Source organism: Streptococcus pseudopneumoniae, from assembly GCF_001076775.1.
Classification (GTDB): Bacteria; Bacillota; Bacilli; order Lactobacillales; family Streptococcaceae; genus Streptococcus; species Streptococcus pseudopneumoniae_G.
This window is the reverse complement of the sequence record NZ_JVGV01000011.1, coordinates 99,368-118,248: the sequence shown is the minus strand read 5'-3', so window position 1 is coordinate 118,248 and position 18,881 is coordinate 99,368. Positions and strand designations below refer to the sequence as shown.

General features: G+C 39.6%; 19 protein-coding genes, 1 pseudogene and 1 riboswitch. Of the genes and pseudogenes, 18 read left to right on the top strand and 2 right to left on the bottom strand.

Going from position 1 to position 18,881, the window contains the following annotated elements; all coding sequences use genetic code 11:
• The first annotated feature begins 19 nt into the window (after positions 1–19).
• The 15 genes from hpf (at position 20) to ADJ60_RS02610 (ending at position 14,816) form a co-directional block, all read left to right on the top strand.
• The gene (gene hpf / locus ADJ60_RS02680) at positions 20–568 is read left to right on the top strand and encodes a ribosome hibernation-promoting factor, HPF/YfiA family (RefSeq protein WP_000599100.1); all 549 of its coding nucleotides are present in this window, start codon (positions 20–22) and stop codon (positions 566–568) included.
• A gap of 135 nt (positions 569–703) precedes the next feature.
• The gene (locus tag ADJ60_RS02675) at positions 704–2,677 is read left to right on the top strand and encodes a DHH family phosphoesterase (RefSeq protein WP_049543258.1); all 1,974 of its coding nucleotides are present in this window, start codon (positions 704–706) and stop codon (positions 2,675–2,677) included.
• On the top strand, positions 2,674–3,126 hold the full coding sequence (gene rplI / locus ADJ60_RS02670; RefSeq protein ID WP_000864214.1) for a 50S ribosomal protein L9: 453 nt from the start codon (positions 2,674–2,676) through the stop codon (positions 3,124–3,126). The genes ADJ60_RS02675 and rplI overlap by 4 nt, the downstream gene beginning before the upstream one ends.
• Positions 3,127–3,169: 43 nt before the next feature.
• On the top strand, positions 3,170–4,522 hold the full coding sequence (gene dnaB, locus ADJ60_RS02665; protein ID WP_049543256.1) for a replicative DNA helicase: 1,353 nt from the start codon (positions 3,170–3,172) through the stop codon (positions 4,520–4,522).
• 1 nt (position 4,523) lies between these two features.
• Entirely contained in the window at positions 4,524–4,790 is a 267-nt protein-coding gene (locus tag ADJ60_RS02660; RefSeq protein ID WP_001278169.1) for a Veg family protein, read from the top strand.
• An 89-nt stretch (positions 4,791–4,879) separates the two neighbouring features.
• Entirely contained in the window at positions 4,880–5,998 is a 1,119-nt protein-coding gene (cbpD, locus tag ADJ60_RS02655; protein WP_049543254.1) for a choline binding-anchored murein hydrolase CbpD, read from the top strand.
• 81 nt (positions 5,999–6,079) lie between these two features.
• Positions 6,080–6,182, top strand: a riboswitch (TPP riboswitch).
• 68 nt (positions 6,183–6,250) lie between these two features.
• On the top strand, positions 6,251–6,541 hold the full coding sequence (locus ADJ60_RS02650) for a thiamine-binding protein (RefSeq protein ID WP_000647688.1): 291 nt from the start codon (positions 6,251–6,253) through the stop codon (positions 6,539–6,541).
• On the top strand, positions 6,504–7,262 hold the full coding sequence (locus ADJ60_RS02645) for an ABC transporter permease (protein ID WP_162489585.1): 759 nt from the start codon (positions 6,504–6,506) through the stop codon (positions 7,260–7,262). Before ADJ60_RS02650 ends, ADJ60_RS02645 begins: the two co-directional genes overlap by 38 nt.
• 37 nt (positions 7,263–7,299) lie before the next feature.
• Positions 7,300–8,307 (top strand): ABC transporter substrate-binding protein, encoded by a 1,008-nt coding sequence (locus ADJ60_RS02640; protein ID WP_049543252.1) that lies wholly within the window; start codon positions 7,300–7,302, stop codon positions 8,305–8,307.
• A complete protein-coding gene (locus ADJ60_RS02635) occupies positions 8,307–9,035 on the top strand; it encodes an ABC transporter ATP-binding protein (RefSeq protein ID WP_049543251.1) in 729 nt (242 codons plus the stop codon). Before ADJ60_RS02640 ends, ADJ60_RS02635 begins: the two co-directional genes overlap by 1 nt.
• Before the next feature lie 118 nt (positions 9,036–9,153).
• Positions 9,154–9,612 carry a CtsR family transcriptional regulator gene (locus ADJ60_RS02630; protein WP_004261972.1) on the top strand — a complete coding sequence of 153 codons (459 nt, stop codon included), beginning with the start codon at positions 9,154–9,156 and terminating at the stop codon, positions 9,610–9,612.
• Between the two features lies 1 nt (position 9,613).
• Positions 9,614–12,046 carry an ATP-dependent Clp protease ATP-binding subunit gene (locus tag ADJ60_RS02625; protein WP_049543248.1) on the top strand — a complete coding sequence of 811 codons (2,433 nt, stop codon included), beginning with the start codon at positions 9,614–9,616 and terminating at the stop codon, positions 12,044–12,046.
• Positions 12,047–12,193: 147 nt separating this feature from the next.
• Positions 12,194–13,252 carry an AAA family ATPase gene (locus ADJ60_RS02620; protein ID WP_049543246.1) on the top strand — a complete coding sequence of 353 codons (1,059 nt, stop codon included), beginning with the start codon at positions 12,194–12,196 and terminating at the stop codon, positions 13,250–13,252.
• 9 nt (positions 13,253–13,261) lie between these two features.
• Positions 13,262–14,041, top strand: a complete 780-nt coding sequence (pnuC, locus tag ADJ60_RS02615) for a nicotinamide riboside transporter PnuC (RefSeq protein WP_049543244.1) — start codon at positions 13,262–13,264, stop codon at positions 14,039–14,041.
• A 1-nt stretch (position 14,042) separates the two neighbouring features.
• A complete protein-coding gene (locus ADJ60_RS02610; RefSeq protein WP_049543243.1) occupies positions 14,043–14,816 on the top strand; it encodes an NUDIX domain-containing protein in 774 nt (257 codons plus the stop codon).
• Between the two features lie 71 nt (positions 14,817–14,887).
• Here the strand turns inward: ADJ60_RS02610 and ADJ60_RS02605 are convergent, their stop codons facing one another.
• Positions 14,888–15,118, bottom strand: a complete 231-nt coding sequence (locus ADJ60_RS02605; RefSeq protein WP_049543241.1) for a hypothetical protein — start codon at positions 15,116–15,118, stop codon at positions 14,888–14,890.
• Between the two features lie 278 nt (positions 15,119–15,396).
• Between ADJ60_RS02605 and ADJ60_RS02600 the strand changes: the two genes are divergently transcribed.
• Complete coding sequence (locus tag ADJ60_RS02600; protein ID WP_049543238.1) at positions 15,397–16,095, top strand: hypothetical protein; 699 nt, start codon at positions 15,397–15,399, stop codon at positions 16,093–16,095.
• 70 nt (positions 16,096–16,165) lie between these two features.
• On the opposite strand, the pseudogene ADJ60_RS02595 reads toward ADJ60_RS02600, so the two are convergent.
• Positions 16,166–16,393, bottom strand: a pseudogene (locus tag ADJ60_RS02595) (tRNA dihydrouridine synthase DusB); the annotation flags it as partial.
• Positions 16,394–16,522: 129 nt separating this feature from the next.
• Here ADJ60_RS02595 and ADJ60_RS02590 point away from each other — a divergent pair.
• Together ADJ60_RS02590 and ADJ60_RS02585 are read left to right on the top strand one after the other, a co-directional pair.
• Positions 16,523–18,283 carry a sensor histidine kinase gene (locus ADJ60_RS02590; protein ID WP_049543235.1) on the top strand — a complete coding sequence of 587 codons (1,761 nt, stop codon included), beginning with the start codon at positions 16,523–16,525 and terminating at the stop codon, positions 18,281–18,283.
• Positions 18,261–18,866 (top strand): response regulator transcription factor, encoded by a 606-nt coding sequence (locus ADJ60_RS02585; RefSeq protein ID WP_049543233.1) that lies wholly within the window; start codon positions 18,261–18,263, stop codon positions 18,864–18,866. The genes ADJ60_RS02590 and ADJ60_RS02585 overlap by 23 nt, the downstream gene beginning before the upstream one ends.
• Positions 18,867–18,881 lie beyond the last annotated feature (15 nt).

Here is an 18,881-nt window from a genome sequence, read left to right as displayed (position 1 = left end):
TTAGAAAGAAGGTACTCATATGATTAAATATAGTATCCGTGGTGAAAACCTAGAAGTAACAGAAGCAATTCGTGATTATGTAGTTTCTAAACTCGAAAAGATCGAAAAGTATTTTCAAGCTGAACAAGAGTTGGATGCTCGAGTTAACTTGAAGGTGTATCGTGAAAAAACGGCTAAAGTAGAGGTGACGATTCCGCTTGGCTCAATTACTCTTCGTGCAGAAGATGTGTCTCAAGATATGTATGGTTCAATTGACCTTGTAACCGATAAAATTGAACGTCAGATTCGTAAAAATAAAACAAAAATCGAGCGTAAAAATAAAAACAAGGTAGCAACTAGTCAATTATTTACAGATGCTTTGGTGGAAGATCCAAATGTTGTCCAGTCTAGAGTTGTTCGTTCAAAACAAATTGATTTAAAACCAATGGACTTGGAAGAAGCTATTCTACAGATGGATTTGTTGGGACATGATTTCTTTATCTATGTGGATGTTGAAGATCAGACAACCAATGTGATTTATCGTCGTGAGGATGGCGAGATTGGCTTGTTAGAAGTTAAAGAATCTTAATTTCAATATGTGTAAAGGAAGGTTTACTGAATTGTAAACCTCCTTTTTCTTATAATTGATAGAATTACTGATTACACTTTTAAAAAGTCGCTTTTTGGTGGTTATTATGGTATAATGGGTGCCAAGAGGTTTGGAATGAAAAAATTTTATGTAAGTCCTATTTTCCCCTTAATATTAGGAATAGTGGCGTTCGGAGTGCTATCTGTGCAACTTGTTTTTGTAACGAATACACTGGTAACGCTATTTCTTTTGCTACTTATTTTGGGTTCATATATTTTACTATTCATCCATCAGAGAGACTACTACTCAAAGAGTGAAGTAGAACAAATCCAGTATGTAAACCACCAAGCTGAAGATAGTTTGACAACCTTGTTAGAACAGATGCCTGTCGGAGTTATTAAACTAGACTTATCGTCAGGTGAAGTTGAATGGTTCAATCCTTACGCTGAATTGATTTTGACTAATGAAGTGGGCGAGATTGATGTTGCATTAATTCAAACAATTATAAAGGCTTCTGTGGGGAATCCAGGTTCTTATGCTACCTTAGGTGAAATCCGTTATTCGGTTCATATGGACAAGGTATCTGGAGTTCTTTATTTCTTTGATGTGTCTGGAGAATACGAAGCGACTGTTGAGTTAGTTACGAGTCGACCTGTGATTGGGATTGTCTCCGTTGACAACTATGATGACTTAGAAGATGAAACATCGGAGTCTGATATCAGTCATATTAATAGTTTTGTAGCCAATTTTGTTTCAGAATTTGCTGGTAAACATGCCATGTTCTCCCGTCGAGTAAGTATGGATCGCTTTTATCTATTTACGGACTACACGGTACTTGAGGGATTGATGAACGATAAATTTTCTGTTATTGATTCTTTCAGAGAAGAGGCGAAACAGAGACAGTTGCCCTTGACCTTAAGTATGGGATTTTCTTATGGTGATGGAAATCATGATGAGATAGGGAAAGTTGCATTGCTCAACTTGAACTTGGCTGAAGTACGTGGTGGCGACCAAGTGGTTGTCAAGGAGAATGACGAAACGAAAAATCCAGTTTATTTTGGTGGTGGATCTGCTGCCTCAATCAAGCGTACAAGGACACGTACGCGCGCTATGATGACAGCTATTTCAGATAAAATTAGAAGTGTAGATCAGGTTTTTGTAGTTGGTCACAAAAATCTTGATATGGATGCTTTGGGTTCTGCTGTAGGTATGCAGTTATTTGCTAGTAATGTAACAGAAAATAGTTATGCTCTTTATGATGAAGATCAAATGTCACCAGATATTGAACGAGCTGTTGCATTCTTAGAAAAAGAAGGAGTTACGAAGTTGTTGTCTGTTAAGGATGCAATGGGGATGGTGACCAATCGTTCTTTGTTGATTCTTGTAGACCATTCAAAGACAGCTTTAACTCTATCAAAAGATTTTTATGATTTATTTACTCAAACCATTGTTATTGACCACCACAGACGGGATCAGGATTTTCCAGACAATGCGGTTATTACTTATATCGAAAGTGGTGCAAGTAGTGCCAGTGAGTTGGTAACGGAATTGATTCAGTTCCAGAATTCTAAGAAAAATCGTTTGAGTCGTATGCAAGCAAGTGTTTTAATGGCTGGTATGATGTTGGATACTAAAAATTTCACCTCACGAGTGACTAGTCGGACATTTGATGTTGCTAGCTATCTCAGAACGAGAGGAAGTGATAGTATTGCTATCCAAGAGATTGCTGCAACAGATTTTGAAGAATATCGTGAGGTCAATGAACTGATTTTACAGGGGCGTAAATTAGGTTCAGATGTACTAATAGCGGAGGCTAAGGACTCGAAATGTTATGATACAGTTGTTATTAGTAAGGCAGCAGATGCCATGTTAGCTATGTCAGGTATTGAAGCGAGTTTTGTTCTTGCGAAGAATACACAAGGATTTATCTCTATCTCAGCTCGCAGTCGTAGTAAGCTGAATGTACAACGGATTATGGAAGAGCTGGGAGGTGGAGGCCACTTTAATTTGGCAGCAGCTCAAATTAAGGATTCAACCTTGTCAGAAGCAGGTGAAAAACTGACAGAAATTGTATTAAATGAAATAAAGGAAAAGGAGAAAGAAGAATGAAAGTAATCTTTTTAGCAGATGTCAAAGGAAAAGGTAAAAAAGGCGAAATTAAGGAAGTACCAACCGGGTATGCACAAAACTTTCTTATCAAAAAGAATCTAGCCAAAGAAGCGACTGCTCAAGCTGTAGGTGAACTTCGTGGTAAACAAAAATCTGAAGAGAAAGCTCACGCTGAGATGATTGCAGAAGCAAAAGCAATTAAAGCCCAACTTGAAGCAGAAGAAACTGTTGTAGAATTTGTTGAAAAAGTTGGTCCAGATGGCCGTACTTTTGGTTCAATTACGAATAAGAAGATTGCAGAAGAATTGCAAAAGCAATTTGGAATTAAGATTGATAAACGTCATATCCAAGTGCAAGCTCCGATTCGGGCGGTTGGTTTGATTGATGTGCCAGTGAAAATCTATCAAGATATCACAAGTGTGATCAATCTTCGTGTGAAAGAAGGGTAAATTTACACTTTCTTGACAAGATTGTAAAAGGAAGGGAAGTCTGATGGCAGAAGTAGAAGAGTTACGAGTACAACCTCAAGATATCTTAGCTGAGCAATCCGTTTTAGGGGCTATCTTTATTGACGAGAGTAAGCTTGTTTTTGTGCGAGAATATATTGAGTCTCGGGACTTTTTTAAGTATGCCCATCGTTTGATTTTCCAAGCTATGGTCGATTTATCCGATCGTGGCGATGCTATAGATGCAACAACGGTTCGTACCATTCTTGATAATCAAGGTAATTTACAGAATATTGGTGGCCTGTCTTACTTGGTTGAGATTGTCAATTCTGTACCAACTTCTGCTAATGCGGAGTATTATGCTAAGATTGTTGCAGAGAAGGCCATGCTACGTCGATTAATCTCCAAGTTGACAGAGTCTGTCAATCAAGCTTACGAGGCTTCGCAACCAGCTGATGAAATCATTGCTCAGGCAGAAAAAGGCCTGATTGATGTCAGCGAAAATGCTAATCGAAGTGGATTTAAGAACATTCGAGATGTGTTGAATATCAACTTTGGAAATCTGGAAGCTCGCTCGCAACAAACGACCGATATTACAGGTATTGCGACAGGCTATCGTGACTTGGATCATATGACGACTGGACTTCATGAGGAGGAGTTGATTATCCTAGCAGCCCGTCCGGCGGTTGGTAAGACAGCCTTTGCTTTGAATATTGCTCAGAACATTGGGACTAAGTTGGACAAGACGGTAGCTATTTTCTCACTGGAAATGGGGGCGGAAAGTCTAGTGGATCGTATGTTGGCGGCAGAAGGTTTGGTGGAATCGCATTCTATCCGTACGGGTCAATTGACTGATGAGGAGTGGCAAAAATATACTATTGCTCAGGGTAATCTAGCTAACGCCAGTATCTATATCGATGATACGCCAGGAATTCGGATTACAGAGATTCGTTCTCGTTCTCGTAAACTGGCTCAAGAAACTGGAAATCTTGGTTTGATTTTAATAGACTATTTGCAGCTTATCACGGGAACTGGTCGGGAAAATCGTCAACAAGAGGTTTCAGAAATTTCACGTCAGTTAAAAATTTTAGCTAAGGAACTGAAGGTTCCAGTAATCGCTCTAAGTCAGCTTTCTCGTGGTGTAGAACAACGTCAGGATAAGAGACCGGTCTTGTCTGATATTCGTGAATCTGGGTCTATTGAGCAGGACGCTGATATTGTAGCCTTTCTTTATCGCGACGACTACTATGAGCGTGGTGGTGAAGAAGAGGAAGGCATACCGAATAATAAGGTAGAAGTTATTATCGAGAAAAACCGTAGTGGAGCTCGTGGAACGGTGGAATTAATTTTCCAAAAAGAATACAATAAATTTTCAAGTATCTCAAAGAGGGAGGCATAAGATGTCAGATGCATTTACAGATGTAGCCAAGATGAAAAAAATAAAAGAAGAAATCAAGGCACATGAGGGACAAGTCGTAGAAATGACTTTGGAGAATGGTCGTAAGCGCCAAAAAAATAGATTGGGTAAGCTAATTGAGGTTTATCCATCCCTATTTATCGTTGAATTTGGGAACGTTGAAGGAGATAAACAAGCTAATGTTTACGTTGAATCCTTTACTTACTCAGATATCCTTACAGAAAAGAATTTGATTCATTATCTTGACTAAAGTGAGAAATTTTCTCACTTTTTCTTTTTTTCTCCGAATAGTTTAAGTGAAGGTAATCTTCGATTTATATTATTTTTCAAGGAGGAAGAATGAAAATTTCACCATTTAAAGTAGCAGAGACAAGATTTTCTTTCAGAAAATCAGCTAAAAAGGTTGTTCCCTTTTTAGTAGTAGGATTGATGTTAGCAGCGGGTAATAGTGTATATGCCTATTCCGGAGGAAATGGATCGATTGCGCGTGGGGATGATTATCCTGCTCATTATAAAAATGGGAGTCAGGAGATTGATAAGTGGCGCATGTATTCTCGTCAATGTACTTCTTTTGCAGCTTTTCGTTTGAGTAATGTCAATGGTTTTGAGATTCCGGCTGCTTATGGGAATGCGAATGAATGGGGCTATCGTGCTCGTCGTGAAGGCTATCGTGTCGATAATAGACCAGCGATTGGCTCCATTGCTTGGTCGACTGCAGGAACTTATGGTCATGTTGCCTGGGTGTCAAATGTAATAGGAGATGAGATTGAGATTGAAGAATACAACTATGGAATAAGAGAATCTTACAACAAGCGTGTCGTGAAGGCGAATACTATGACTGGTTTTATTCATTTTAAGGATTTGCCTGGTGGCAGTGTTGGGAATAGTCAATCCTCAGTTTCAACAGGAGGAACACATTATTTTAAGACTAAGGCTGCTATCAAAAATCAGCCTCTAGCTAGCGCAACTGCAATTGATTACTATTATCCTGGGGAGAATGTTCATTATGATCAAATTCTCGAAAAAGATGGGTACAAGTGGTTGAGTTATACGGCTTATAACGGAAGTCGTCGTTATATCCAGCTAGAGGGAGTAACCTCTTCACAGAATTATCAGAATCAATCAGGAAATAGCTCTAACTATGGATCCAATAACAGTTCAACTGTCGGTTGGAAGAAAATAAATGGTAGTTGGTATCATTTCAAATCAAATGGGTCTAAATCAACAGGCTGGCTGAAAGATGGTTCTAGCTGGTATTATTTGAAATCATCTGGTGAAATGCAGACAGGATGGTTAAAGGAAAATGGTCTGTGGTATTATTTGGATAGTTCAGGTGCAATGAAAACGGGCTGGTACCAAGTATCTGGTAAGTGGTATTATTCTTACTCTTCAGGCGCCTTAGCTGTTAATACGACGGTGGATGGCTACAGAGTAAATAGTGATGGAGAACGAGTATAGAAAATGGGAGTAGGAAATTTTTCCTACTTTTTCTGTAAGCAGTTTCCTTGACATTTTTTTGGTTTTGCGCTATCATATGTCCATATAATATATGGGAGTCTGTGTACAGTCTGAGAGGAAGCGTTAAGCTTCGACCGCACCTGATCTGGGTAATGCCAGCGTAGGGAACGATACTTAGTCTAATCTTGACCTTTTCCATATATGGCAAAGGTTTTTCTTTTTATCAAAGGAAAACGAGAAGTGGAGGTTGTTATGAAAGCAAGCATTGCCTTGCAAGTTTTACCCCTATCACAGGGGATCAATCGGATTGCTGTTATTGATCAGGTCATTGATTACCTGCAAGCTCAAGAAGTGACTATGGTGGTGACACCATTTGAAACGGTCTTGGAAGGGGAGTTTGATGAGCTTATGCGCATTCTCAAAGAAGCGCTAGAAGTGGCAGGGCAGGAGGCAGATAATGTCTTTGCCAATGTCAAAATAAATGTAGGAGAGATTTTAAGTATTGATGAGAAACTTGAAAAGTATACTGAGACGACACATTAGTCTATTGGGCTTTCTAGGAGTCTTGTCAATCTGGCAGTTAGCAGGTTTTCTTAAACTTCTCCCCAAGTTTATTCTGCCGACACCTCTTGAAATCCTCCAGTCTTTTGTGCGCGATAGAGAATTTCTCTGGCACCATAGCTGGGCGACCTTGAGAGTGGCTTTACTGGGGCTGGTTCTGGGAGTTTTGATTGCCTGTATCATGGCTGTGCTCATGGACAGTTTGACTTGGCTTAACGATCTGATTTACCCTATGATGGTGGTTGTTCAGACTATCCCGACTATTGCCATAGCCCCTATCCTGGTTTTGTGGCTAGGTTATGGGATTTTGCCCAAGATTGTCTTGATTATCTTGACGACTACCTTTCCTATCATCGTCAGTATTTTGGACGGTTTTAGGCATTGTGATAAGGATATGCTGACCTTGTTTAGTCTGATGCAGGCCAAACCTTGGCAAATCCTGTGGCATTTTAAAATCCCAGTCAGCCTGCCTTACTTTTATGCAGGTCTGAGGGTCAGTGTCTCCTACGCCTTCATCACAACAGTGGTATCTGAGTGGTTGGGAGGCTTTGAAGGACTAGGTGTCTACATGATTCAGTCCAAGAAACTGTTTCAGTATGATACCATGTTTGCTATTATTATTCTGGTATCGATTATCAGCCTTCTGGGTATGAAGTTGGTCGATATCAGCGAGAAATATGTTATTAAATGGAAACGTTCGTAGAATTAGAATGTTTCAAAAAAGAAAAGAGGAAATCAAAATGAAAAAACCATGGAAAGTGTTTTTAACTGTTTTAACAGCTCTTGTAGCTGTTGTACTTGTGGCCTGTGGTCAAGGAACTGCTTCTAAGGATAACAAAGAGGCAGAACTCAAGAAAGTTGACTTTATCCTAGACTGGACACCAAATACCAACCACACAGGGCTTTATGTTGCTAAGGAAAAAGGTTATTTCAAAGAAGCTGGAGTGGATGTTGATTTGAAATTGCCACCAGAAGAAAGTTCTTCTGACTTGGTTATTAACGGTAAGGCACCATTTGCAGTCTATTTCCAAGACTATATGGCTAAAAAATTGGAAAAAGGAGCAGGAATTACTGCCGTTGCAGCTATTGTTGAACACAATACATCAGGAATCATCTCTCGTAAACCTGACAATGTAGCTAGTCCAAAGGACTTGGTTGGTAAGAAATACGGAACTTGGAATGACCCAACTGAACTTGCTATGTTGAAAACCTTGGTAGAATCTCAAGGTGGAGACTTTGAGAAGGTTGAAAAAGTACCAAATAACGACTCAAACTCAATCACACCGATTGCCAATGGCGTCTTTGATACTGCTTGGATTTACTACGGTTGGGATGGTATCCTTGCTAAATCTCAAGGTGTAGATGCTAACTTCATGTACTTGAAAGACTATGTCAAGGAGTTTGACTACTATTCACCAGTTATCATCGCAAACAACGACTATCTGAAAGACAATAAAGAAGAAGCACGTAAAGTTATCCAAGCCATCAAAAAAGGCTACCAATATGCCATGGAACATCCAGAAGAAGCTGCAGATATTCTCATCAAGAATGCGCCTGAACTCAAGGAAAAACGTGACTTTGTCATCGAATCTCAAAAATACTTGTCAAAAGAATACGCAAGCGACAAGGAAAAATGGGGTCAATTTGATGCAGCTCGCTGGAATGCCTTCTACAAATGGGATAAAGAAAATGGTATCCTTAAAGAAGACTTGACAGACAAAGGATTCACCAACGAATTTGTGAAATAATGACAGAGATTAGACTAGAACAAGTCAGTTATGCCTATGGTCAGGAGAGGATTTTAGAGGATATCAACCTGCAGGTGACTTCAGGTGAAGTGGTTTCTATCTTAGGCCCAAGTGGTGTTGGTAAGACTACGCTTTTCAACTTAATTGCGGGTATTTTAGAAGTTCAGTCAGGGAGAATTGTCCTTGATGGTGAAGAAAATCCCCAGGGGCGCGTGAGTTATATGTTGCAAAAGGATCTGCTCTTGGAGCACAAGACCGTGCTTGGTAATATCATTCTGCCCCTCTTGATTCAAAAAGTGGATAAGGCGGAAGCCGTTGCCCGAGCGGATGACATTCTTGCGACCTTCCAGTTGACAGCTGTAAGAGATAAATACCCTCATGAACTCAGTGGTGGGATGCGCCAGCGTGTAGCCTTGCTCCGAACCTACCTTTTCGGGCACAAGCTCTTTCTCTTAGACGAGGCCTTCAGCGCCTTGGATGAGATGACTAAGATGGAACTCCACGCTTGGTACCTTGAGATTCACAAGCAGTTGCAGCTAACAACCTTGATCATTACGCATAGTATCGAGGAGGCCCTCAGTCTCAGCGACCGCATCTATATCTTGAAAAATCGACCTGGGCAGATTGTTTCAGAAATTAAACTAGATTGGTCTGAAGATGAGGACAAGGAAGTCCAAAAGATTGCCTATAAACGTCAAATCTTGGCAGAATTAGGCTTAGATAAGTAGAAAAATAGGGAGTTGGTGAAGATTATCCTTTACCAGCGCCCTTTTTCTTTTAAAAATGAGAAAATTTCGGTATAATAGTCAAAGATAGTCAAGGTTCAAAGAGAGAGGTGGGTTTGTAATGAGATTTAAAAATACATCGGATCATATTGAGGCCTACATCAAGGCGATTTTAGATCAATCTGGTATTGTGGAGTTGCAACGGAGTCAGTTGGCAGATACTTTTCAGGTTGTTCCTAGTCAGATTAACTACGTGATCAAGACACGCTTTACGGAAAGTAGAGGCTACTTGGTTGAAAGTAAGCGTGGTGGCGGAGGCTACATTCGCATAGGACGGATTGAGTTTTCTAGTCATCATGAAATGCTCAGGGAGCTTCTTTACTCAATTGGTGAGCGGGTCAGTCAAGAAATTTATGAGGATATTCTGCAGCTTTTGGTTGAGCAGGAATTGATGACCAAGCAGGAGATGAATTTGCTGGTGGCAGTAGCTTTGGATCGCGTTCTAGGAGAAGAAGCTCCAGTTGTTCGTGCTAATATGTTACGACAGGTCATACAAGAGGTAGATAGAAAAGGGAAGTAAGATGAACTATTCAAAAGCATTGAATGAATGTATCGAAAGTGCCTACATGGTTGCTGGCCATTTTGGAGCTCGTTACCTAGAGTCTTGGCACTTGTTGATTGCCATGTCCAATCACAGTTATAGTGTGGCAGGGGCAACTTTAAATGATTATCCATATGAGATGGACCGTTTAGAAGAAGTTGCTTTGGAACTGACTGAAACGGACTATAGCCAGGATGAAACCTTTACGGAATTGCCGTTCTCCCATCGTTTGCAGGTTCTTTTTGACGAAGCAGAGTATGTAGCGTCAGTGGTCCATGCTAAGGTGCTAGGGACAGAGCATGTTCTCTATGCGATTTTGCATGATGGCAATGCCTTGGCGACTCGTATCTTGGAGAGGGCTGGTTTTTCTTATGAAGACAAGAAAGATCAGGTCAAGATTGCTGCCCTACGTCGAAATCTAGAAGAACGTGCAGGCTGGACTCGTGAAGACCTCAAGGCTCTACGCCAACGCCATCGTACAGTAGCTGACAAGCAAAATTCTATGGCCAATATGATGGGCATGCCGCAGACTCCGAGCGGAGGTCTCGAGGATTATACGCATGATTTGACAGAGCAAGCGCGTTCTGGCAAGTTAGAACCAGTCATCGGTCGGGACAAGGAAATCTCGCGTATGATTCAAATCTTAAGTCGTAAGACCAAGAATAATCCTGTCTTGGTTGGGGATGCTGGTGTTGGAAAAACTGCTCTGGCGCTTGGTCTTGCCCAGCGTATTGCTAGTGGTGATGTATCTGCGGAAATGGCTAAGATGCGCGTGTTGGAGCTGGATTTGATGAATGTCGTTGCAGGGACACGCTTCCGTGGTGACTTTGAAGAACGCATGAACAATATCATTAAGGATATTGAAGAAGATGGACAAGTCATCCTCTTTATAGATGAACTCCACACTATCATGGGTTCTGGTAGCGGTATTGATTCAACTTTGGATGCGGCCAATATCTTGAAACCAGCCTTGGCGCGTGGAACTTTGAGAACGGTTGGTGCGACCACTCAGGAAGAATATCAAAAACACATCGAAAAAGATGCGGCCCTTTCTCGTCGTTTCGCGAAAGTGACGATTGAAGAGCCAAGCGTGGCCGACAGTATGATCATTTTACAGGGTTTGAAGGCGACTTATGAGAAACATCACCGTGTGCAAATCACAGATGAAGCAGTTGAAACAGCTGTCAAGATGGCTCATCGTTACTTGACTAGTCGTCACTTGCCAGACTCTGCTATTGATCTCTTGGATGAAGCAGCAGCAACAGTGCAAAATAAGGCTAAGCATGTAAAAGCAGACGATTCAGGTTTGAGTCCAGCTGACAAGGCCTTGATAGATGGTAAGTGGAAACAGGCAGCTCAGTTAATCGCAAAAGAAGAGGAAGTGCCTGTCTATAAAGACTTGGTGACAGAGTCTGATATTTTGACCACCTTGAGTCGCTTGTCAGGTATTCCAGTCCAAAAACTGACTCAGACTGATGCTAAGAAATACCTAAACTTGGAAGCTGAACTGCACAAACGTGTCATCGGTCAAGATCAAGCTGTTTCAAGTATTAGCCGTGCCATTCGCCGCAATCAGTCAGGGATTCGCAGTCACAAGCGTCCGATTGGTTCCTTTATGTTCCTAGGACCTACAGGTGTCGGTAAGACCGAATTGGCCAAGGCTCTAGCAGAAGTTCTTTTTGATGACGAATCAGCCCTTATCCGCTTTGACATGAGTGAGTATATGGAGAAATTCGCAGCCAGTCGTCTCAACGGAGCTCCTCCGGGATATGTGGGTTATGAAGAAGGTGGGGAGTTGACCGAGAAGGTTCGCAACAAACCATACTCTGTTCTACTCTTTGATGAGGTAGAAAAAGCCCACCCAGACATCTTTAATGTCCTCTTGCAGGTCTTGGATGATGGTGTCTTGACCGATAGCAAGGGTCGCAAGGTTGACTTTTCAAATACCATTATTATCATGACGTCAAATCTTGGTGCGACAGCCCTTCGGGATGACAAGACTGTCGGATTTGGGGCTAAGGATATTCGTTTTGACCAGGAAAATATGGAAAAACGCATGTTTGAAGAGCTGAAAAAAGCTTATAGACCGGAGTTTATCAACCGTATTGATGAAAAGGTGGTCTTCCATAGCCTGTCTAGCGACCATATGCAGGAAGTGGTGAAGATTATGGTTAAACCTTTAGTTGCAAGTTTGGCTGAAAAAGGCATTGACTTGAAATTACAAGCTTCCGCACTGAAATTATTGGCCAATCAAGGATATGACCCAGAGATGGGAGCTCGTCCACTTCGTAGAACTCTACAAACAGAAGTGGAAGACAAGTTGGCAGAACTTCTTCTCAAGGGAGAATTAGAGGCAGGCAGCACACTTAAGATTGGTGTTAAAGCAGGCCAGTTAAAATTTGATATTGCATAAAAATGGAGAATCAGGAGCAATCTTGATTCTTTTTTTCGCAATTTTTTTATAAAAAATGATAAAAAACTATTGAAAAAACAAAAATATAGTTTATAATAAAAACATAGACAACGAAAATATCAAAAAATATAAAAAGGTAATGCGTTTATGAAAAAGAAAACAGCAGTGGTATTTGGGACCTTTGCCCCTCTTCATCAGGGTCATATCGATCTGATTCAGCGAGCGAAGCGGCAGTGTGACCAGGTCTGGGTTGTAGTTTCAGGCTATGAGGGAGATAGAGGGGAACAGGTAGGCTTAACTCTTCAAAAGAGATTTCGCTATATCCGAGAGGCCTTTGGTGATGACGAGTTGACCTCTGTCTGCAAGTTAGATGAAACCAATCTTCCCCGTTACCCTATGGGCTGGCAGGAGTGGTTGAATCAGATGTTTGCAGAGATTTCCTATGATGAAACCCAGCAAGAACTAATTTTCTTTGTGGGAGAAGCAGACTACCAGCAAGAACTATCTAATCGTGGCTTTGAGACTGTCTTGCAAGAAAGAAAGTTTGGTATTTCAGCGACTATGATTCGAGAAAATCCAAGCAAATATTGGAAATATATTGCTCAACCCTTCCGACGTCAGTTTACAAAGAAAGTGTTGATTATGGGAAGTGCTAGCAATGGGAAGACCACTCTGGCCAAGGATTTGGCTAGGTATTACGATGCACCAGTTAGTTTGGAATACGCACGTGAGTACCAGATCAAAAACAATGTCCGCGACGATGAATTGACTCCAAAAGATTACTATTATCTCCTGTTGGGGCAGTATGACCAGACCTCTAAGTTAATTGATAGCAATGCCAATAGGGGACTGGTGATAGCAGACACCAACTCCTTAGTAACCAAGGGCTACTATGATTATTATATGGAGACTGAGGACCAAGGGGATTTATCAGGAGAGACTTTTGATAATCTCTTTGCCTCGATCTTGGCTAAGGAAAAATGGGACTTGATTCTCTTTGTGCAACCGGTCGGTTCCTATGTCAATGACGGATTTAGAGATATGACCATGGCAGAAGACCATATTCGTCATAGTTTTTCCCAGCATTTGGACCAGATGAGAGAGCGCTACTTAGCAAACATTCCACTAGTTTATCTAGCTGAGGATTACCTAGGCAATTATGAAGCAGCCAAAGTGGCTATTGATGCCATTTACCAAGCAGATTAGGAGAAAAATATGAAAAAACTAACTAAAAAAATCACACAATTTATCGAAAACTTTAAAAATGTCCATGCGGAAGCCCGCAAAATTGGTTTTGCAGGAATTATGAACCTGCTCTGGAAAGATCTCTTTGTCGGCCGTAGTCTTTTCCAGTGGTTGTATCTCATCGTCCTGTCAAGTGTTCCCTTGATCTTGGAATTCACTCAAAATACGGATAGTCACGATTGGTTAAGCTTGTTTGCATCTTGGACTGGGATTGTCTGTGTTATCTTGGTAGCAGAAGGGCGTGCAAGCAATTATCTCTTTGGGGCCATTAACTCTGCTATCTATTTGATTTTGGCCATGAATGCGACTTTTTATGGCGAAGTTTTGACGACAGTTTACTTCTTTGTCATGCAGCCGATTGGTCTCTATGCTTGGCTGTCCAACCGTATCAATGACCAAGGAAAAGCAGAAGAATCTCACTTTGAAGCTAAGAAATTATCTGTGCTTGACTGGCTCAAGTACTTGGCCTTGACTGCTATCATTTGGATTGGTATGGGCTTAGCTTACCAAAGTATCCATAGTGCTCGCCCTTTCCGCGATAGTGTTACCGATGCGACCAATGGTGTCGGTCAGCTCTTGATGACACGTCTCTACCGTGAGCAATGGATTTTCTGGATTGCAACTAATCTCTTTAGTATTTACCTCTGGTGGGGTGAAAACATCCACATCCAAGGGATGTACTGGGTTTACACACTCAATAGTCTAGTAGGTTGGTACCAATGGACCAAGGCAGTTCGTAAGGAGGCATAAAATGGCGGACACGATGATTCCAGAAGGGATGACAGAGAGAGAATATTTTGAAATCCATGCAAGTCAGGAAGAGTTTTTAGACTGGTACTACAAGCAGGAACTCCCTCAATACGAAAAACCAAGTGTGACGGTGGATATGGTAGCCTACTGCTTTGTCGAAGGAAAGATCAAACTCTTATTAATTCGTCGCAAGGCTCATCCATATCAAAATTGTTTAGCGCTAGTTGGAGGATTTATGGACAAGGGCGAAGATGCTGCGCATGCCTGTCAGCGTGAGGTGAGAGAAGAAGTCAATCTCGATCTTCCTTTGGAAAAAATTGAGCAATTGATGACCGTATCGACTCCCGGCCGTGACCCACGGGGCTGGACAGTGACCATTGCCCACTTGGTTTATTTGCCTAGTCGTGCATTAGACCTTGTTCAGGCAGGAGATGATGCCAAGGATATCGTTTTCGTAGATGTTGATTTTCAGACAGGCAAATGCTATCTAGAGGGAGTGGAGCTGGAGGAGCAAGCCTTCGCTTTTGATCATTATGCCATTATCCAAGAATCCATCAAACGAATCCAAGGCCGTCTCGACTGGAATCCGACCTTCCTTTATCTGCTGGAGGAGGAGTTCACCGTCTACGAAGGAACTGAACTGGTCAATCTTATCAACCCCGGTCGTCCAATCGTCAGTAATAACTTTCTCGTAAAATACGGAGAATATGTAGAAGAAGTCGGACTCAAACGAGTGCCTAAAAAGAAACCAAGAAAAACCTATCGATTGAAATAAAAAACGAGGTCGGGAAAAGTTCCCGATCTCTTTATTTGCCTTTATTAGTTTGATTTGCTGTTGCGACTGTTTTAGGGATGGCCATCTTTCTTAGAATTGCTCAACATGTGAGTAAAGAAGTCTTTGTATCGATACTTGAGATAGTTCTCATGTAAAAATAACAAGGCGATATAAACAATCAAAAAGATTGTAGTCAGATAAAACACATCAAATGCAGTTTGCGCATAGTAAGCGGCTGATTGATAAGAGCCAATTGCTCCCAAAATCAACCAAGGAAGATACTTATAATACTTATTTAGCATAAGCCTACACCTCCTATATTCTATTTCAATGTTATTATATTCCTTTGCACTTAAAGGTGCAAGCGATTACACAAAAATAAATTCAAATTTTTAATAGGAAAATCTCCTGCTTTTCCGTTTTATTACGAATAGAAGAGTAGGAGGAGTAAATGTATCTAAAGTATTTAAGATTTTTAAAATAGTTTAGATAAATTGTTGACATATTTAAATCCTAATGTTACAATTATATTACAAAAAGATTTCTTTATATTTCTAAAATATTACAAAGGAGTAGAAAAATGAAAAAGAAAACCTATATCAAATTGATGGCAGCAACTGTATTGGCTTCAACCTTGCTATTAGGAGCTTGTGGAAATAAAAAGGAAACAACTCAAGCAAGCAGTTCTGCTAAGACAAGCCAGTCATCAAGTTCTAAAGCAACTTCTTCTAACAAAGAAAGCAAGACTCAGAAGTCTTCAAGTTCAGCTTCATCTGAAAAGGCCAAGGCGTCTACTGACCAGTCTTCAGCAAGCGCAACACCATCACAAGCGATCCCTGCACCAGAACAAAGACAAGGTCATGAAGTGTCTAATCAACAGGTAGCTAGCCAACAAACTCCTGCTCAGGCTCCTTCAACTCAACAAGCTCCTCAAGCCCAGTCTAACCAATCAAGCTATGATCCTACAACTGACCGCAAACTTCAAGACAAGCAAGCAGAGCAAAATAAACGCTACAAGGGTGTTTTAACCATGGTAGATGGTGATTTCTCAGCTGCAGCGGGCAATTGGAAGGGAGCCAATGGCGAAACCATCACAGTTTCATCAGGTGGTCAATTTACAGTAGAATCTGCTGATGGAAAGAAAGAAAATTACTCTATCAAAGGCTATTCTTATACTCTTGACGATGGTAAGTATAATGCTAAAATCGGTGGAGGGAAAGTTATCCAAATTACAACAGGAGCGGATGGCAAGGTTTCCAGTGTTGCTTTGAGTCAATAATAATCCTCAGTATTTGAATTTTTACAATCAAAAACCCGTAACCTTTAAGAGAGTTACGGGTTTTAAACTATTAAGCCTTATCCAGTTGCAAGAGGGCTTCAATCTCTGCTAGGGTGCTAGCTTGTGAAATAGCTCCACGGAGCTTGGCTGCGCCAGATGTTCCACGGAGGTAGTGAGGAGCGAGTCCACGGAATTCACGAACTGCTACGTTTTCCCCCTTGAGGTTAATCAAACGTTTCAAGTGTTCGTAGACGATTTTCATCTTGTCTTCAAAAGTCAAATCAGGGAGGATTTTACCTACTAGAAGATTGTATCAGTTATATTTCGAAAGAAAAAAGAATAAATTTAACTATAAAACCTGTTTTATTGAATGAAAAAATGGTAGAATAAACATCAATATCAAGAGAAATGTGGAGTGTTGCAAACAATGAAGTCAAAAATGTTTCGATTTTATTTTGTTTTGTTATTTATTTTCTTTTTTTATTTTTCGTTTTCAATATTTAACCGAACGTACAGTGGAATCACCGTAGATAAACATGATAATGAGTGGATAGTTAGACAAGTCCATAATCTGGGAAGCTTTGCAAATCATCAAGAGATAATAGGGTCATCAATTATACAAATAGACGGTCAGAGTCCAGATAGTAATTTCTTATTATCTCGATTCTTAATTGTTGAACCGCTTCATTCTGTGACAGTGTTAGATAGAGGAATTTCAAAGAATTTAATAATAGAATCTGGGAAATCAAGCCAAATTATCTTTCTTGTTTTATCAACCATTGCTTTTCTGATTCTACTGTTATTTCGCTTATACATAAAAGGGAGAAGTAGAGGAAAAACTGGAAAACGATATTTTTATTTTATTATTTATACTAGTCTGATGTTATTATCGATTATTCCATCAAGTATAGGAGATGTATTTGGTCGTAGTCTATTAATTTCATACTTGACTTTATTTCCATTATTCATGGATATTTTCATTAGAGTGTTAGTCCTGAAGATAAAAGGTTCAACCATTTCTAACTTTTCTCGTATTATACTGGGCTATTCACTCATCACTCAACTTTTGTTTGTTTATAATCTTATACAGCCCATTGATTTTTTGACTATCTTTTTTTCTAGGGGGGTATTTTATTTAGTATTTTTCTTTTTAGTTATCCTGCTGTTAAAGATGCTTATAAGTTACTCTCAGATAAGAGAAATGTTGCCAATTCATACCTTATTTTTAGCAGTTCTTGCCTTATTTCCTCTATTTTTTGGATATATTTTTCCGATTGGTAAGGAAGTTTCGTTTATTTATAGTATTCCTCTATTGTTGCTTATTTTGTTCTCTATTGTAAATAACTTGATACTAGAGCGAATGATATATGTTGCTTGGAAGTGGAACCCGTTCATATATAACTTGATATTTGCCGTTTTTTTTACTAGTTTAATTATTCTTTTTAGTCTGTTATTAAGAGAATTTTCTCCAATTTTTTTCGTTCTTTACACTTTTCTTTTTTCGCTAGCTTTGTTACCTGAAATAAGAAAAATGATGTTGATTAGTCATAAAATGGAGGGAATCTTTAGTAGTTTTCATACTTTTGTAGCTACTGAATTGGAGAGGGAAGAAATTGCAACGTTTATACATGATACTACAATTCAGAAGGTTATTTATTATAAAAAGCAGTTAGAAATTAGTGAACAAATTAATAGGGTAGCTTTATTAGAGATGTTGGATGATATTGTCTTTGAATTAAGAGATTTATGTTCCAATATCTATCCCTTAATGGTGCATGAATTAGGGCTGAAAGAATCTATTACTAGCATATTAAACCAATTCATGAAGATGGAAACTGTTTCGATTATGACAACTTTTTCAATAGATGAAGAAAAAGTTAATGATAAAGTGGGCACGTTTATATTAAGGACAGTTAAAGAACTAGTAAATAATAGTATTCTTCATGGGAATGCTAGAGAAATTACTGTAGATTTATCTACAAAAGAAAAGATTTTATCAATTGTAGTTATAGATGATGGTATTTTTAAGGGAAACTATCAGTCTAATGAATATCATTTTGGTTTAAATAGAATTGTAGAGAAGGTTCATTTATTGGGGGGAACTGTTCAGATAAATATAGAACCTACAAGTGTGAAGATACGAATACCTATAGAAGGGAAGAAAAATGATTCGTTTGGTTTTGATTGATGATCACAGTTTAGTATTACAAGGATTGGAGAACTATTTTTTAAAGGAAGATGACTTTAAAATTGTTGGTTCCTATACAGAAGTAGCAGATTTATTTCTTTGTCTCAAGCATGAAAAGGTAGATGTGCTAGTTATGGATTTTATGCTGAAAGGAGTAACGGCATTTGATGTTATTAGTCAAATAAATAGATTTCTGAATACAGTTCCCAAGATAGTTCTTTTATCAGGATTTTATGACACTTTGTTACATAAGAGAGCGATGGACTTTGGGATTCAAGCTTTTTTACCCAAAGAAAGTTCTTATTTGGATGTTAAAAGTGCAATTTATGCTGTTTATAAGGGCAATCATGTTATCCCAGATGGTTTGTTAGAAAAGCAAGAAAATAATCTATTGACAGATACGGAGTTAAGTGTATTGGAACTTATTGTAAAAGAATATTCTAATGAAAAGATAGCAAATAGTTTATTTGTCAGCAGGAGAACAGTAGATACCCATGTTTCAAATATTTGTTCAAAGTTGGGAGTGACGAGTAGAGTTGGAGCTGTACGTGAGGCTATTCGATTAAATCTAGTGTCTTTATAATTTTATCCTAAAAAG

Bases quoted from the DNA above. Each gene is read 5' to 3' on its own strand.
- ADJ60_RS02660 (WP_001278169.1), top strand. From the start codon at position 4,524: ATGTCAGATGCATTTACAGATGTAGCCAAGATGAAAAAAATAAAAGAA.
- ADJ60_RS02625 (WP_049543248.1), top strand. From the start codon at position 9,614: ATGAACTATTCAAAAGCATTGAATGAATGTATCGAAAGTGCCTACATG.
- ADJ60_RS02590 (WP_049543235.1), top strand. From the start codon at position 16,523: ATGAAGTCAAAAATGTTTCGATTTTATTTTGTTTTGTTATTTATTTTC.
- ADJ60_RS02650 (WP_000647688.1), top strand. From the start codon at position 6,251: ATGAAAGCAAGCATTGCCTTGCAAGTTTTACCCCTATCACAGGGGATC.
- ADJ60_RS02630 (WP_004261972.1), top strand. From the start codon at position 9,154: ATGAGATTTAAAAATACATCGGATCATATTGAGGCCTACATCAAGGCG.
- rplI (WP_000864214.1), top strand. From the start codon at position 2,674: ATGAAAGTAATCTTTTTAGCAGATGTCAAAGGAAAAGGTAAAAAAGGC.
- ADJ60_RS02610 (WP_049543243.1), top strand. From the start codon at position 14,043: ATGGCGGACACGATGATTCCAGAAGGGATGACAGAGAGAGAATATTTT.
- pnuC (WP_049543244.1), top strand. From the start codon at position 13,262: ATGAAAAAACTAACTAAAAAAATCACACAATTTATCGAAAACTTTAAA.
- ADJ60_RS02675 (WP_049543258.1), top strand. From the start codon at position 704: ATGAAAAAATTTTATGTAAGTCCTATTTTCCCCTTAATATTAGGAATA.
- cbpD (WP_049543254.1), top strand. From the start codon at position 4,880: ATGAAAATTTCACCATTTAAAGTAGCAGAGACAAGATTTTCTTTCAGA.
- ADJ60_RS02635 (WP_049543251.1), top strand. From the start codon at position 8,307: ATGACAGAGATTAGACTAGAACAAGTCAGTTATGCCTATGGTCAGGAG.
- ADJ60_RS02605 (WP_049543241.1), bottom strand. From the start codon at position 15,118: ATGCTAAATAAGTATTATAAGTATCTTCCTTGGTTGATTTTGGGAGCA.
- ADJ60_RS02620 (WP_049543246.1), top strand. From the start codon at position 12,194: ATGAAAAAGAAAACAGCAGTGGTATTTGGGACCTTTGCCCCTCTTCAT.
- ADJ60_RS02640 (WP_049543252.1), top strand. From the start codon at position 7,300: ATGAAAAAACCATGGAAAGTGTTTTTAACTGTTTTAACAGCTCTTGTA.
- ADJ60_RS02585 (WP_049543233.1), top strand. From the start codon at position 18,261: ATGATTCGTTTGGTTTTGATTGATGATCACAGTTTAGTATTACAAGGA.
- ADJ60_RS02645 (WP_162489585.1), top strand. From the start codon at position 6,504: ATGAGAAACTTGAAAAGTATACTGAGACGACACATTAGTCTATTGGGC.
- hpf (WP_000599100.1), top strand. From the start codon at position 20: ATGATTAAATATAGTATCCGTGGTGAAAACCTAGAAGTAACAGAAGCA.
- dnaB (WP_049543256.1), top strand. From the start codon at position 3,170: ATGGCAGAAGTAGAAGAGTTACGAGTACAACCTCAAGATATCTTAGCT.
- ADJ60_RS02600 (WP_049543238.1), top strand. From the start codon at position 15,397: ATGAAAAAGAAAACCTATATCAAATTGATGGCAGCAACTGTATTGGCT.